The organism is Acinetobacter sp. GD03645 (assembly GCF_029845285.1).
Classification (GTDB): domain Bacteria; phylum Pseudomonadota; class Gammaproteobacteria; order Pseudomonadales; family Moraxellaceae; genus Acinetobacter; species Acinetobacter corruptisaponis.
The window spans coordinates 143,851-160,928 of the sequence record NZ_JAOCLL010000002.1; the positions used below are offsets into that span (position 1 = coordinate 143,851).

Here is a 17,078-nt window from a genome sequence, read left to right on the forward strand (position 1 = left end):
CATGATTTCCTAGTCCATCTTCGAGTATTGCGCCAGAAAAACCTCAGCGACAGGGCGAAAAAGCTTATAAGGTTTGCCAAAACTACCAAAAAGATGAAGTGAAAAAGATAAAGCCTGCATAAGCAGGCTTTATTGAAATACGACTTATAGAATGTTTAATTAGACACCAAGATAATCCAAGATTCCTTCAGCAGCTTGGCGACCTTCCCAGATTGCAGTCACAACCAGATCAGAACCACGCACCATATCTCCGCCTGCGAAGATTTTTGGGTTAGAGGTTTGGAACTTGAACTCTTGCTGTTCAGCCGCAACCACACGACCTGAACCATCCAGGCCAACATTTGCTGAACCAAACCAGTCTGCTGGACTTGGACGGAAACCAAATGCAAGTAACACCGCATCTGCTGGTAATACTTCCTCAGAACCTGGAATTGGCTCAGGACTACGACGGCCACGACTATCAGGTTCACCCATCTGTGTAGTCACCACTTTCACGCCTGTCACTTTGCCATTTTCGCCAACAATCTCGATCGGTTGACGGTTGAACAGGAATTTTACACCCTCTTCATAGGCATTCTTCACTTCACGAGCAGAACCTGGCATGTTGCTTTCATCACGACGATAAGCACAAGTCACATCATGCGCACCTTGACGTAATGAGGTACGGTTACAGTCCATTGCAGTATCACCACCACCAAGAACAATTACCTTTTTACCATCAACACTGATGTACTCACTTGGATCTTTTTCCCAACCTTGGCAACGATTCACGTTGGCAATCAGGAAATCCAGTGCATCGTAAACACCATTCAGGTCTTCACCTGGAAAGCCACCTTTCATGTAGGTGTAGGTTCCCATACCCATAAATACGGCATCGTATTCAGCAAGCAGTTGTTCAATCGTGACATCCACACCAATTTCAGTATTTAAACGGAACTCAATGCCCATCCCCGTGAAGATTTCACGACGACGTTTCATCACATCTTTTTCCATTTTAAATTCTGGAATACCGAATGTAAGAAGACCACCGATTTCAGGGCGCTTGTCAAATACCACTGGTTTCACACCACCACGGGCAAGGATATCCGCACAGCCTAAACCTGCTGGACCTGCACCAATGATTGCAACTTTTTTATCCGTCCACTTCACGCCAGACATATCTGGACGCCAGCCTAAAGCAAAGGCGGTATCATTGATATATTTTTCAGCATTACCAATCGTCACTGCACCAAAACCATCGTTTAAGGTACAAGCGCCCTCACACAGACGGTCTTGTGGACACACACGACCACAGACTTCTGGCAATGTATTGGTTTGATGGCAAAGTTCAGCCGCCTGGAAAATCTGGCCTTCCGCAATCAGCTTTAACCAGTTTGGAATGTAGTTATGTACTGGACATTTCCATTCACAATATGGATTACCACAGCCTAAACAGCGATGTGTCTGGTTTGAAGCCACTTCCGCAGTAAAAGGTTTATAAATTTCCACAAACTCTGCTTTGCGGACAGTAATATCTTTTTTCTCTGGATCCTGACGTGGTACATCCAGAAATTGAAAGTCATTATTGAGGCGTTCTGCCATGTCTCTCTCCGTGGGTAGGCGCAGTGATGTCATTCATCTCTGCACCTGCCTATGTCGTTGCAGTCGTGGAATTATTGTGGATCAGCTTGGGTTGTTTTCAAAAGCGTTTGCAAATTAGCAGCTTTTGGTTTCACAAGCCAGAACTTACGACTATAGAAGTCAAATTCATTACGGATTTTGTATGCCCAAGCACTACCTGTTTCCTTGATATGTTCATCAAGAATACGCAACAGGTTTTCTTTATGGTCTTCCATCGACTCCGTAGAGATACGATTCAGGTCAATCAACTCGTGGTTATAGTAATCGACAAAGTCATTATCAAGGTCAAGCACGTAAGCAAAACCACCTGTCATACCTGCACCGAAGTTATGTCCAACTTTACCAAGCACAGTCACCACACCACCTGTCATATATTCACAGCAATGGTCGCCTGCACCTTCAATCACGGCAAATGCACCTGAGTTACGCACCGCAAAACGCTCGCCTGCTGTACCTGCTGCAAAGACCTTACCGCCTGTTGCACCATATAAACAGGTGTTACCAATAATCGCAGTATTTTGCGTTTGGAACGGTGAACCTTTCGGTGGGAAGATCGATACACGGCCGCCTGCCATACCTTTACCGACATAGTCGTTGGCATCACCTTCAAGTTTGATATGCAAACCGCCCGCATTCCAAACACCCAGTGATTGACCTGCTGTACCGACAAGGTTCATTACAACAGGACTGCCTTCCATACCCAAGTTGCCATAACGACGAGCAATTTCACCTGAGATACGAGCACCGATTGAACGGTCACAGTTGCCTACAGTAAAGTTAAATGAACCACCTGTGCCTGCTTCAATCGCTGGCAACATTTCAGCCACCATTTTCTCAGCCAAGACACCTTTATCAAATGGTGCATTGCCCTGAACCTGGCAATATTGCGCCTTACCTTCAGCCGCAGGGTGTGAGGTCAATAACGCACTTAAATCAAGGTGTGCATGTTTGTCAGTTTCACCAGGTAAAACTTCAAGTAAGTCCACACGACCAATCAAGTCTTTCAGTGATGCAACACCCAATGCAGCCAGCCATTCACGGGTTTCTTCTGCAATAAACTTGAAGAAGTTGATCAGCATTTCAGGTTCACCAATATAGTGTTCCTGACGTAAATGATCCTGTTGGGTTGCAACACCAGTCGCACAGTTATTTAAGTGACAGATACGCAGGTATTTACAACCCAATGCGATCATCGGTGTAGAACCGAAACCGAAGCTTTCAGCACCTAAAATCGCTGCTTTGATGACGTCTAGACCTGTTTTCAGACCACCATCGGTTTGAACACGGACTTTGCCACGCAAGTCGTTTACGCGTAGGGCTTGATGCGCTTCGCTTAAACCCAATTCCCAAGGCGAACCCGCATGGTGAATAGATGAAAGTGGTGATGCAGCTGTACCACCGTCATAGCCTGAAATGGTAATGAAGTCAGCGTATGCTTTTGCCACACCCGCAGCAATCGTACCAACACCCGGTTCAGACACCAGTTTCACTGACACCATCGCTTGAGGATTGACTTGTTTTAAGTCAAAGATCAATTGCGATAAATCTTCAATCGAATAAATATCATGGTGTGGCGGTGGAGAAATCAGCGTTACGCCTGGTACAGAGTAACGTAAACGTGCAATCAGGCCATTCACTTTACCACCTGGTAACTGACCACCCTCACCTGGTTTTGCACCCTGTGCCACTTTAATCTGCAACACTTCCGCAGAAGTTAAATAGGCAGGCGTAACACCAAAACGACCCGATGCAATCTGCTTGATTTTCGAGTTACGGATGGTGCCATAACGTGCAGGGTCTTCACCGCCTTCACCTGAGTTCGAACGACCACCAATGATATTCATGGCAATCGCAATCGCTTCATGCGCTTCAGGTGACAATGCACCCAAAGACATGCCCGCAGAGTCAAAGCGTGGCAGAATCTCTTCAATCGTTTCAACCTGATCAATCGCAATTGAATCAGTTGTTTTTAACTTGAACAAGTCACGAATGGTTGCCACTGGACGGTTATTCACCAGTTCAGCATATTCTTTAAAGTCTTGATATTGACCAGAACGTACCGCTCTATGCAAGGCATTGATTACATCTGGATTAAAGGCATGGTATTCCTTGCCAAATACAAATTTCAGCAAACCACCCTGATCAATTGGTTTACGATTTGACCAAGCTGTGCTTGCCAATTTTTTCTGGTCATTTTCCAGGTCAGCAAAAGTCGCACCCTGAATACGGCTTGGTACGCCAAGGAAGCATTTATCAACGACCTCAGAAGAAAGACCAACCGCTTCAAACAACTGACCACCACGATAAGAAGCAACCGTTGAGATACCCATTTTAGAAAGAACTTTTAATAGACCTTTCTCAATGCCTTTACGGAAGTTTGCTTGCGCATGGATTGGGTCACCCAATAGCTCACCTTTTGCAACCAAGTCATTGATCACATCATAAGCCAGGTAAGGGTAAACCGCTGTTGCGCCAAAGCCGAGCAATACTGCAAATTGGTGCGGATCACGGGCAAAACCAGTCTCAACTAGAATGTTCGCATCTGTGCGTAAACCAGTTTTAATTAAGTGGTGATGCACGGCACCTGTTGCCAATGCTGAATTCGCAGGTAAGAAGCCTTCACGGAAATTCTTATCTGTTAATACAATCAGTGTTTTTCCATCACGTACTGCCTGAGCTGCTTCTTCACAAATACGAGCAATTGCTGCTTGTAAGCCTTCAGCTTCAGCATAGTTCAGGTCAATATCAACAACGCCATAGCCTTCGCGCTCTTTTTCAACATCACGAAGCTGATGCATTTTTGAATTAGACAATACAGGGCTGGAAATGATGATACGGTCTGCATGCTCTGGACCTTGCTCAAACACATTCTGTTCACGGCCCAAGCAAGTTTCCAGTGACATCACAATCGATTCACGCAATGGATCGATTGGCGGGTTGGTCACCTGAGCAAACTGCTGACGGAAATAGTCAGACACATGGCGCACTTGGCGGGACAATACTGCCATTGGGGTATCATCACCCATTGAGCCGACTGCTTCCTGACCGCTTTCTGCGATAGGACGTAACAGTTGATCACGCTCTTCAAATGTCACCATAAACATTTTTTGTGCGGCTTTTAGCTTGTCACCTGTTAGCCCCTGATCAAGCAACTGCTCTTCAAGCTGTGGGTTGGCTTGTAAACGAATCGCATGATCACGCAACCATTCACGGTATGGGCGCATATTTTTCAGGTGATTGCTGACATCTTTGGTATCCAGCACTTTGCCAGTCAATGTATCAACAACCAAAATTTGACCAGGACCAACACGACCTTTAGACACCACATCTTCTGGCTCATAGCCCCATACACCGATTTCAGATGCAAGCGTAATGTAGTCATTTTTAGTGATGACCCAACGCGCTGGACGCAAGCCATTACGGTCAAGCATACAGATCGCATGACGACCATCCTGAATCACCAGACCTGCTGGGCCATCCCAAGCTTCCATGTGCTTAGAGTTAAATTCATAGAATGCACGTAGATCCGCATCCAAGGTTTCAACATTTTGCCATGCTGGTGGAACAAGCATACGTAGCGCACGGAATAGATCCATGCCACCACCCACAAGAATTTCAAGCATGTTGTCCAAGCTTGATGAATCCGAACCAGTACGGTTTACGATCGGATTAAGCTCAGTTAAACCTGGCAATAATGGGTTTTCAAATTTAGGCGTACGTGCCAATGCCCAGTTACGGTTGGCAGTAATGGTGTTAATCTCACCATTATGTGCAAGATAACGGAATGGTTGTGCCAATGGCCAACGCGGCAAGGTATTGGTTGAGAAACGCTGGTGGAACACCACAATGTGTGAAGTCAAACGCGCATCAGCCAGATCGGTATAGAAGTCAGCAATTGCTGCTGGCATCATCAAGCCTTTATAGCTGATGACCGTTGTCGCCAAAGTGGTGACATAGAACAAAGGATCATTTTGTAATTGTTGTTCAGCACGACGGCGTGCCAGGAAGAGTTTACGGTTAAACTCAACCTCAGTTAAGCCCATTGGGCAATTAACCAGAATTTGTTCAAATGCAGGCAACGATTGCAGTGCAATTTCACCTAGAGCATCATTATTTGTGGGTACAATACGCCATGCCGCAACAGTCAGGCCTTCAGCAGCAATTTCCTTATTTAGGATATTCTTGGCATTTTGCGCTAATGCAGGATCAATATTGAGAAATATTGTACCTGCCGCAAAAATCTCAGTGAGATTTGCACCTAATTTCTGTGCCTCATCACGAAAGAACTGTTTTGGCATTGCCAACAACAATCCGCATCCATCTCCCGTTTTACCATCTGCGGCAATACCACCACGGTGCGTCATGCAACTTAAACTGTGAATCGCGGTTTCGACCAGATGATGGCTTGATTCACCCTTCATATGGGCAATCAGACCAAAACCACAGTTATCCTTAAACTCATCAGGCTGATATAGACCTTGAGCGGGAGCTACAGTATTAGGCGATGGCATGTGCATAGCGTACCCTTCTTTCAACATGGCTCTTTCGAGCAACAAACAATCAATTCATTTTCTGCGATATTGTCGATTAACTCATTTAAAGTTCAATGCTTCGCAAAAACATTTTCACTGGCGGATTTGCAAATATACGCCTTTCTTATGCAAGAATCAGCGTATTTCACTATATAAAGTGTTTTCAGTTATTACACTTTAACAAATACTTGTAAAGTATAAAAAACTTTCCATTTCACTCAATTAATGAATCTTTTAGCACAAAAAAGGGCAATGAGCAGACAAATTAGCACCACAAGAAAGCAAAAAACATGCCAAATAAATACACATTTACTAAATCATTAAAAAAATTAAAATAACTTTAAATTATAGAAACTAAGCACTAAAGACCAAGAAATAAAATTGCACCAAAAAAAATCACAATGCCATAAAAAGAATCAATATTGTTTCATATTGGTGCAATATTAGTTAAATGGATCACTGATCTCTCTTCTCTGGGAATCTGAATTTTCTTTTAATTTTTCAGAACTGGAAATGGGTTGAGGTGCAGACTGACTCTGTTTTACATTCACAACATTCCCCTGCGCATCACGTTGTGTCACTATCGTTTTCACGGTTGTGGTTGGGTCGCTTAGTGTTCGTTCACCCCCAGCTAACGCTGTTTTTTGTGATGTGTTGGCACCAATCAGCAGAGTTTCATCAACTTTCGGAAGAGCTACTGGTTTTAATTGAATCGCATATAACTGATTTGCAGCAGATTTTAGTTCATCAGAACCCAAATCATTTACAAAATCGGCATAGGTTGATAGTTGCTGGGCTTTGGGTTGAATAGATTCAGGCAAAACCAGATTCAATTGTGTAAATTGACGGTTTGCGTCTTCCGAATTCGTAAATACACCATAAGCCAAAACATACTGCTCAGCCTGATCCTGACCACTTAAACGGAAATAGATAAACTTTTTCCGATCAGCACGGTTTAACAGGAAGTTTTTCACAATCGCCTCATCTGAACTACGGAAAATTTCCATGGTCCATTGACGCTGATTTTCCTTAACAAACTTTGTGCCCCGAAATTCAGGCGCATGCTCATTGGACACCACCACCCGTGTGGTTAAATCCAATGGTTTTACCTCATCAGAAAGGGCTCCCAAATGAGCGGTCGCGGCAACTTTCTCTGGCTGAATCTGCACCTGTGCTTCAGTTTTAGCTGGCTGTTCGACCTCTACCAATGCTTTATTATCTGTAATCGCCCAAAAAACCAATGCGGCAATTAAACAAGCCAGCGCAAAAACCAGCCAACTGTACTGTTGAATATTTTGCCAGATTGATCGTGACACAGCCATGCTTTTCCCAAATGTTTAATTATGCAGATTGATTCGCAAGAATGGATTGCTTCATGAGCTCAATATCAAAATCCTTGGTGATTACAGCCTGCCCCAACCTCTTAAGTAAAACTAGGCGCAACTGACCATTTAAGACTTTTTTATCATGTGACATATAAGCCAGAAACTCATCTAATGGAATTTTTGGACATGATATCGGTAAATTGGCACGTTGAATGATATTTTTTGTACGTTGCACATCTTCAGCTGAAATCCAGCCCAGGCGATGGGACAAATCTGCCGCCATCACCATACCCGTTGCAACGGCCTCACCATGCAACCAGGTTCCATAGCCTAGATAGGACTCAATCGCATGACCAAAGGTATGACCCAGATTTAATAGTGCACGCTCACCCTGTTCTTTTTCATCATTGGCGACAATCCTGGATTTATGGGCACATGAACGATATACTGCCTCCGCCAGCAGGTTGGCATCACGTCCTACCAATCCATCCATGTTCTGCTCCAACCAGACCAGAAAATCCACATCACCCAGCAAGGCATACTTAATTACCTCAGCTAAACCTGCAGACAGCTCACGGTCAGGCAAAGTATCCAATTGGGCCATATCTGCCAATACAACTTGTGGTTGCTGGAAAGCACCCAGCATATTCTTACCCAAAGAATGGTTAATACCCGTCTTGCCACCTACGCTTGAGTCAACCTGAGACAACAAGGTGGTTGGTACTTGTACAAAATTGACCCCACGCTGGAAACAGGCCGATGCAAAGCCTGCCATATCACCGATCACTCCACCACCCAAAGCCAACACCGTACAATCGCGGTTAAAGCCAGCCTCAAGTAAAGCATCAAAAATCAGGTTTAAATGCTGAATATCCTTATACTGCTCACCATCAGGCAATATACATTGTGCGACCTGTTTATCCAAAGCAGTCAGTGCACCCACATAATGCTGCATATATAAAGGGGCCACTGTTGTATTTGAAACCAGCATCACTTGCCGACCACGCAAATAAGGTTCAAGCAATACCTTAGGATCTAAATGACTGCCAATAAAAATTGGATAACGACGCTCACCTAATTCAACATGTAATGTTTGCATATAATTAAACCACTAAGAAATTCATTGAACGGACTGGGATAAAATAATTTGGAGAATCCGTTGTGCTAAATCACGTGCAGCACCCTGATTTGTTTCAATAATATGATGCGCAACTTCACGGTATAAAGGATCACGTGCGGTCAATAAATCTCGTAGTTTTTGTTCTGGATTTTCGACTTGTAATAATGGACGATTTTTATCGCGATAAGTTCGCTGTAATTGAAGTTCTACAGGTGTATAAAGATAGACGACAATGCCTCGTTGATTAAGAAATTCTCGATTTGCAGATTGGGTAACAGCACCACCACCAGTCGCTAAAACCAGTGCAGAACGAGCAGTTAACTCATTTATTACATTGGTTTCACGCAACCGAAATCCAGCTTCACCTTCTTTCTCAAAAATCCAGGGAATGGTAGCACCTGTTTTCCGTTCGATCTCATGATCACTGTCAAGAAAATCTCGCCCTAACAACTCCGCCAAATGCCGACCAACTGTTGTTTTACCTGCTCCCATTGGCCCTACCAAATAAATATTTGGTAGGGTTTCAAACGCTTTGCTTGGCAACGCGCCACCTATATTCATTGCAACGATTGAAAATATATTAATGATTTCTAGTCAAAGTGTCATTAACAATTCTCGGGGTCACAAAAATAAGTAGCTCACGCTTGCTATCCTTTTTGGTATCCCGACGGAATAATTTTCCAACAAACGGGATATCCCCCAAGAAAGGCACCTTAGTTTGGGAATTGATATTTTCTTGTTCAAAAATACCTCCCAACACCACCGTTTCACCATTGTCCACCAATACATTTGTATCTATGGCGTTCTTATTAATGGTTAACTGACCTGTTGGGGTTGGCTGCCCTGGTGCATCTTTAGTAATATTCAGTTTCATCATAACCTTACCCTCAGGAGTAATGCTTGGGGTTACATCTAAACTGAGGGTAGCATTAATAAATTCTGTTTTCGGTACCGCATTTGCACCAGAACCTGAGGAGGAAGCATATGGAATTTGTGTACCCGACTCAATTTTCGCAGCTTGCTTATCTGCAGTCATCACTTTTGGTGTTGAAATGACTTCACCATAGCCATCTGCCTGCACTGCTGAAAGCTCCAGATCCAGCATAAAGTCAGACAAGCTAATTAAACCAAAAGCAATACGACTCGCACCTGGCGTTACCGCACCCAAATCTACATTCAGGTTATCTGGACGTTCAATTGTATACTTATAACTACCTGTTTCGGAATCCTTTTCTGGCTCACGTAAATTCCATAAAGTCGTATCACTTCCACCTACCAATAAATTCCGATTACTGGTAATTCCTTGTGATAATACTCCCCATTTCACCCCCATCTCTTTGGTAAAATCGGTGCTTGCACTCACAATGCGTGCTTCAATCATCACTTGTTTAACTGATACATCCAGTAAATCAACCATTCTACGAATCTTATCAATATTAAGAGCAGTATCATTAACAATCAAAGTATTTGTTCGTGTATCAGCTACAGCACTGCCACGAGAACTTAATAAACTCTCTAACGCTAATGAGCCCGAATTTGCTGTACCATTTGCTATAGCTCCTTTACCATCACGAGAGTCTTCTATCAGTTTCAAGACATCGGCAGCTTTAGCATAACTTAGCGTAATATACTCTGACTGTATTGGAGCTAGTTTTACACTTTGAGCAATTGCCTTGGCCTCTTCTTCCTCAGCCTTAATTAACTCTGTTACAGGTGCAATCCAAATCACATTACCATTACGGCGCTTATCCAAATTCTTGGTTTTTAATACAATGTCCAAAGCCTGATCCCAAGGCACATCTTTCAAACGAAGAGTAATATTACCTTGTACAGTATCAGCTGCCACCATATTGATGCCAGTGAAATCTGCAAGAAGTTGTAAGACACGGCGAACTTCAATATCCTGGAAATCTAAAGAGATTTTATTGCCGGTATAAGTTTGAGCTTTTGCTTTTGTTGGAGATTTATCCTCTGGGCGCTTTAAACTAATCGTTAACTTATTTTCTGCCTGATAAGCCATATACTCATAACTGCCTGCAGACTGAATAGTAATCACACCATTACCTTTATCATTATAGGCATCAACACTTGCCACTGGAGTGGCGAAATCATTGGTATTCAAACGACGAGCCAAATGCACTGGAACCTTATTTCCCATCGTCCGTACTATAATCTTGCTACCTTGTTGTTGTACATCGACTGGAGTGTTATTCCCCAACAAATCTATAACAACCAGCCCCTCACCATCTTTACCCCGTTGGAATCCAATATTGGAGATACCCTGTTGAGGCTGGCGGGATAACGTAGATACATTTGCTAAAGATGGACGTGCTGAGTTAATTTTAAGAACAAAGGTATTTCCCTCCACACGTGTGGTAAATGCACCTGCCTCCTTTAAATTCACAATTACACGAGAGCGCTGATCATCGGCAGCAACCTCAATAGAACTGGCTTCATTGGTTGATACAGGAATTGAGGTCTGCTTTAGACTTTGCTGTGCCTTATCAAAATCCAGAATTAAACGGGCTGGTTGTTCAAGCTGATATGCTTGTGGTTGGGGAGGTAAGCCATTAAACATGACACGGATTTCTGTACCCTGATCAGCCAAGCTCATTGGCACAATATTGGTCATACTCACTTGTGCTGACGCAAACTGCATAATTGCGATAGCAACAGCACCCATAGAAAACTGACGGAATGCATGATTCATGGTCTTCGCTTCCCCAAATAAAGAATCTTTAAACTGTTTTTTCATTGTTATTCCCTTAATCTACTGTGCTGGTCCAATTAAAACGAGTGTTCTAGGCCTTTCCACATACCCTTCTCGCCCATCTGGCACAATCTCCACTAAATCGATTTGAGTTGGACTAATTTTAATAATGCGCCCTTGGTTCATTCCCAGATAACTGCCCACTTGAACACGCTCAATCTGTCCATCAGGAGTTTGAATTAAGGCAATTGTATCATTGGCTTTACCACGCATACTGCCTTTCATATTAAGCGATTCTAAAGCATAACTCTCTAATGGTTGTGGTTGACGATTAAAATTAGGATAAACACGCTTACCTGCCATAATCTTAAGCTCAGCAGCCAAGGAACTTGGCATAAATGGGCTTTTTAACTGATGCGCTGCATAGTTGAATAATGGCACAGGTGTAAATACTGGTGCAGGTTCAATTGGCAAGGGTGGTTGATTACGAATTTCTGCCATCTGTTGATTGACTGCATCGATACGGGAATCGCACCCGACCAATCCAACGACCCATACCAATCCAAGGAAAATTTTATAATTATTCATTAATGTTGTCCCCCTTGTGCAGGTGGAGTACTTGTAGAATTTGTTACACCTGTAGATGGATTGGTCTCTGCTTGCTCGTCCACACCTACATAGCGATAAGTTTTTGCTTTTACTGTATAATTAATGACTGGAATATCAGATTTTTTCTGAGTATCCTCTTTTGCTTCAACCGTAAAATCATGCAGGGTTACAATACGTGGTAGAGCCGCAATTCCTGTCGTAAATGCACCAAAAGCATGGTAATCCCCCGTGGCCTCAATGCTAATTGGCTGCTCTATAAAGAACTCTTGCTTAACTTCACTTTCCAAACGAATATTTTTAAATTTCAAACCAGAGTTCACCCCAGTCAAGTTAATGTCTTCAACTAGACTTGGAATTTCAGTTTCTTTTGGTAACTGCTGTAGTTGCTGATTAAAATTTGCTTCCATTTCCTGCAATTGTGTTTGATATTGTTGCAAATTACGTAGTTTGGAGTCTTTTTCCTTAAACTCATTCAGTAGGCTCTGCTCTTTTGCCTGCGCATTTGCAATTGCTTCCAACTGTGACTTAATCACCACAAAATAACCAAGCGCAAGTACAGCTAGGAAAATAAAAATCCAACAGGTAATTTTAACAGATGCTGGCCAGCTACCGTAATTGTTCATATCCAATGTATTGAACTGTTGGAAGAACTGATCTACTGTCATCTTCTTTTTCTTTAAAGTGACTTCTTGGTTAAAATCATTTAATTCTTCTTGGCTCATTGTGTCACCCCTGCGGCTGGTGTTGCTGATTCAGATTCAGCTGTTGTCCCTATTTCACCTAAGTCTACAGTTACAACAAAACTTCCATAGTTTTCTTCAACGCGAGGAACCAAAGAACTTGCTGTTTTATTTTTATTCTCTTCGGCCGCCAAGAACGAATTCATAAAGGCATTGCGGTACCAAGGCGATGCTTCAAGATTACGCAATAATTCAGCCACTGTATTTGGACTTTCCGCTTTCCCTTCAATGGTAAATTTATCCCCTGTACGGGTAAATTTAGTAAGATACATGGTTGGCGGTGTGACACGTACCAATTCATCAACCAAGCGGACTGTAATTGGACGTTGTCCCTGTAATCCCTGAATCAACTTCATACGCTCGATAATTGCATTGCGGCGCTCTTGCAGGCCATCCAACGATTTTAGTTGCGTATCCAAATTTTGGTTGGTACTGACAATCAATTGATTGGCCTGTTCCTGATCATCCAGCTTCTGATCAAAATACACCCACCCAGAAAAAACTGATACAACCCCTAATGCGGCAACCCCAACACAAAATGCAACAAACTTTTTCTTTCGTTGTTCTCTTAGCTCATCACGCCAAGGGAGTAGGTTAATCTTTGCCATTAATCAAAACTCCTCAATGCTAGACCACATGCCACCATCAATGAGGAAGCATCATTTTCAATTTTTTTAATATCAATTTGGGGAGAAAAACCCATTTGTAAAAATGGATTGGCAATGGTGACGCGATAACCTAATTTTTGTTGTAACAATTTTGCCAGCCCTGGGATATTTGCATTTCCGCCCGCAAGCAAAATATGGTCAATTTCATTAAATTGAGAAGAGGAGAAAAAGAACTGAAGTGAACGGGCAGCCTGTTGAACTACTGCATCAAGAAATGGTTCTAGCACTTCAGTATCATAGTCATCTGGCAATGTTCTTTCTTTTTTCGCACGTCCAGCCTCTTCGAAAGACAAACCGTAGCGACTCTGAACATCCTGGGTTAATTGACGGCCACCAAACACCTGTTCACGAGTATAAATAATCTTGCCTTTCTGCATAACAGACAAGGTTGTCATGGTATGGCCGATATCCAAGATACCAACGGTATTTGCGCCCATTGGCAAGGTATCGGCGAACACGCTAAAAGCACGTTCCATAGCATAGCTTTCGACATCAGCAATTTTCGCGCTTAGACCAGCAAGTTCCAAAACTTCAACACGGGTATCCACGTTTTCAGTTCGCGTGGCCACCAAAAGCACATTAACACGATTCGGGTTTGCCAGACGGTCTGGCAAAACCTCAAAATCAAGACTAACCTCATCTAGTGGGAATGGAATATATTGCTCAGCATCCATACGGATTTGAACTTCTCGCTCCTCATCCGACATATCGGCATCCATTTCAATGATCTTATGAATCACCATTGAGGTAGGCACCGCAATTGCCACATGAGTGGTGTGAGGGTTCGCAAGGTTGATGACTCGTTCAAGTGCATCACCCACTGCTTCTGGATTGAGAATGCTTTTCTCCACCACACTGTTTTCAGGCAGTGGCATCACGGCATAACTTTCAACCCAATATCTACCGTTCTTTACAGAGAGCTCTAATAACTTAACAGTTGTCGAACTAATATCGACCCCTACTAACCCCTTACTTGGTTTACGATATAACCTGAGCACAGTTCTTTCCTATTTATTTTTTTATCCCCAAAAGTACAACTCACTAATCTGTTTTGGTCTTTAATTGATACGGATACAATATCTCATCTAACAATCCGTATGTCTAAAGGATATACTGACCACAATTAGTTTGCCATTCGCTCTTATTAAAACTTACTTATTATGAAAAAGCTATCCAGTTCTGGTATTGTTCGCCCATTTTTTTTGATCCTTATTATTATCTTAGTCTCACTTCCAATGGGATTTTATGGCATGTATCTCTATCTAGCACCCTCATTGCCAGATATGAGTTCATTAAAAAAGGCACCTTTATTAAAACCATTACAGGTCTATACGGCGGATAACAAACTCATTGCGGAGTATGGCGGCAAACTCTCTATCCCTGTGAAATATGAAGATATTCCTCCTACCTTTATCCATGCTTTTCTGGCTGCTGAGGATTCCTCATTTTTTGAGCATAATGGTATTAGTTTCAAGGGCTTGGGGCGAGCTCTAACTGAATCCGTGACAGGTTCAGATGTGCAAACAGGCGGTTCAACCATTACCATGCAGGTGGCAAAAAACTATTATTTAAGTCCTGAAAGAACGCTAAGACGTAAACTCACCGAGGTGTTTCTAGCCCGAAAAATAGAGCAAAACCTGACCAAGCAGGAAATCTTAAGTTCCTATGTCAATAAAATCTTTCTGGGCAAAAATGCCTACGGCATTGCGGCGGCGGCAAGAATCTATTACAACAAAAATATTAATGAATTAACTACAGCACAAATGGCAATGATTGCAGGTTTGCCAAAAGCACCTTCCAAATACAATCCTGTGGTCAACCCAGAACGTGCGCTTGAGCGGAGAAACTGGATTCTTGGACGCATGCTGCAATTGGGTTATATCAATCAGGCCCAATACCAGAAAGCTGTTGCTGAACCAATTAACCTCAACATGATTGACCGTTCCGTAAGCAATGTCTTTCCTTATGTGGGAGAAATGGTACGGTCTGAGCTGGTTGAGCATTTTGGTGAACAGGCAATTGATTCTGGCTACAAGGTCTATACCACCATTGACAGTAACCGCCAGCGTTATGCAGAAGAGGCTGTTCAGGAGGGTTTGGAAGCATATGACCGCCGTCATGGCTGGCGCGGTCCTGAGGCACATGATAAACCACTCAGTCAGTTTATGGCCTATGCCAACACTTATCCAGCAGAAGTGGTCAAGGTCAATAATAATTCATTTGAAGCATTAATGCAGGATGGGTCCACAGTTACGGTGAATTGGTCAGGTATGTCCTGGGTAAGACCCTATCGTAATGCCAACAGTGTTGGTGGTGGTCCCTCAAATGCCTCTCAAATTGTAAAAGTAAAAGATATCATTCGCCTGCGCCCAAATGAGAACAAGAGCGTCTGGTCTCTGGTTCAGGTACCTAAAGTTCAGGGACAATTGATTGCCCTCAATCCAAATGATGGGGCAATTGAAGCGGTGGTTGGCGGCTATAACTTCTATCAGTCCAAGTTTAACCGTGCTGTACAGGGCTGGAGACAGCCTGGTTCAACCATTAAGCCTTTCGTTTATGCACTTGCAATAGAACGTGGCATGACCCCATACACCATGGTGAACGATAGTCCAATCACCATTGGCAAGTGGTCCCCTAAAAACTCTGATGGACGCTATCTGGGGATGATTCCACTCCGTCGTGCACTCTATTTATCACGAAATACCGTATCAGTCCGACTATTGCAAAATGTGGGTATTGAGCGTGCACGCCAACTGTTTATGGATTTTGGTCTGGAAGAGGAACAGATTCCCCGTAACTACACCATTGCACTGGGAACCCCACAGGTACTGCCTGTACAAATGGCGACAGGTTATGCCACCTTTGCCAATGGTGGCTATCGAATCCAGCCTCATTTCATCAAGCGAATTGAAGATGCATCGGGTAAGGTGATTTACGAAACCAAGCCTGAGTATGCCTGTATTCCATGTATTAATGATCCAAATGCCTATAATGAGCAACAACCTGACGAAACTCAAAAACAGGAAGATGGAGACGTTAAGGAAATCACCAATCAGACTCTGGATGATGCAACTGCTGCTTCTGAAACCCAAATTACAGCTACAGACACTGATAAAGAAACAAAAACCAACAGTGACTATCGTCAGGCACAACGTATTTTAAAATCAAGCTCGGCCTATGACATGGCGAATATCTTACGTGATGTGATTCAGCATGGTACGGGTCGCGCCGCACTCAAAATTGGTCGTGATGACTTGGGCGGCAAGACAGGAACCACCAATGATGCCAAGGATGCCTGGTTTGCTGGATTTAATGGAAAACTGGTTGCAATTGCCTGGGTTGGATTTGACCAGCCACGGACTCTGGGTCGCCGCGAATATGGTGGTGTCGCAGCCTTGCCAATCTGGACCAACTTTATGGCGAACTCACTCAAAGATACGCCATCTGCCTGGGTACGTCTGGACAAGGAGGCAAAAGAGCCTATTTCCCGCGATAAACTACAGGTCCAGCAAGGTGACGACAAAAAGGAATATCGCGCATCCCCTCCTTTAGCACGTCCATTGTACCGTCCAGCACCACCAGCACCTGATCGCTCAGCACAAAATGACTTCTCAGACCTACCTGATTCAGCCTCGGGTGAGGAGCAAATCATGGTGCCCACCCGAAAACAACCACCAGCGATGGGTTCTACGCCACAAAATCCTCCCCCTCAACGGGATCGGATTGAAAACCTCATCAATGAAATTCAGTAAAA

General features: G+C 43.4%; 11 protein-coding genes. 1 reads left to right on the forward strand and 10 read right to left on the reverse strand.

Features of this window, described 5'->3' with window-relative positions:
- Positions 1-159: 159 nt before the first annotated feature.
- From N5J47_RS02210 to N5J47_RS02255, 10 genes are all read right to left on the reverse strand, one after another.
- Positions 160-1,581, reverse strand: coding sequence for an FAD-dependent oxidoreductase (locus N5J47_RS02210; protein WP_267980785.1), 1,422 nt, complete (start codon positions 1,579-1,581; stop codon positions 160-162).
- A 71-nt stretch (positions 1,582-1,652) separates the two neighbouring features.
- On the reverse strand, positions 1,653-6,131 hold the full coding sequence (gltB, locus tag N5J47_RS02215; protein ID WP_279958694.1) for a glutamate synthase large subunit: 4,479 nt from the start codon (positions 6,129-6,131) through the stop codon (positions 1,653-1,655).
- Positions 6,132-6,595: 464 nt separating this feature from the next.
- Complete coding sequence (locus tag N5J47_RS02220; protein WP_279958695.1) at positions 6,596-7,474, reverse strand: hypothetical protein; 879 nt, start codon at positions 7,472-7,474, stop codon at positions 6,596-6,598.
- Positions 7,475-7,493: 19 nt separating this feature from the next.
- A complete protein-coding gene (gene aroB, locus N5J47_RS02225) occupies positions 7,494-8,576 on the reverse strand; it encodes a 3-dehydroquinate synthase (RefSeq protein WP_279958696.1) in 1,083 nt (360 codons plus the stop codon).
- 21 nt (positions 8,577-8,597) lie between these two features.
- Positions 8,598-9,158: a shikimate kinase AroK gene (aroK, locus tag N5J47_RS02230; protein WP_279958697.1), complete on the reverse strand. Its 561-nt coding sequence runs from the start codon at positions 9,156-9,158 to the stop codon at positions 8,598-8,600.
- Between the two features lie 19 nt (positions 9,159-9,177).
- The gene (pilQ, locus tag N5J47_RS02235) at positions 9,178-11,352 is read right to left on the reverse strand and encodes a type IV pilus secretin PilQ (RefSeq protein WP_279958698.1); all 2,175 of its coding nucleotides are present in this window, start codon (positions 11,350-11,352) and stop codon (positions 9,178-9,180) included.
- Positions 11,353-11,367: 15 nt separating this feature from the next.
- A complete protein-coding gene (locus N5J47_RS02240) occupies positions 11,368-11,895 on the reverse strand; it encodes a pilus assembly protein PilP (RefSeq protein ID WP_279958699.1) in 528 nt (175 codons plus the stop codon).
- Positions 11,895-12,638, reverse strand: a complete 744-nt coding sequence (locus N5J47_RS02245; RefSeq protein WP_279958700.1) for a type 4a pilus biogenesis protein PilO — start codon at positions 12,636-12,638, stop codon at positions 11,895-11,897. The genes N5J47_RS02240 and N5J47_RS02245 overlap by 1 nt, the downstream gene beginning before the upstream one ends.
- The gene (locus tag N5J47_RS02250) at positions 12,635-13,264 is read right to left on the reverse strand and encodes a PilN domain-containing protein (protein ID WP_279958701.1); all 630 of its coding nucleotides are present in this window, start codon (positions 13,262-13,264) and stop codon (positions 12,635-12,637) included. The genes N5J47_RS02245 and N5J47_RS02250 overlap by 4 nt, the downstream gene beginning before the upstream one ends.
- Positions 13,264-14,322, reverse strand: coding sequence for a pilus assembly protein PilM (locus tag N5J47_RS02255; protein ID WP_279958702.1), 1,059 nt, complete (start codon positions 14,320-14,322; stop codon positions 13,264-13,266). Before N5J47_RS02255 ends, N5J47_RS02250 begins: the two co-directional genes overlap by 1 nt.
- Before the next feature lie 162 nt (positions 14,323-14,484).
- Here N5J47_RS02255 and ponA point away from each other — a divergent pair, with 162 nt between their 5' ends.
- Entirely contained in the window at positions 14,485-17,076 is a 2,592-nt protein-coding gene (gene ponA / locus N5J47_RS02260) for a penicillin-binding protein PBP1a (RefSeq protein WP_279958703.1), read from the forward strand.
- Positions 17,077-17,078: the final 2 nt, after the last annotated feature.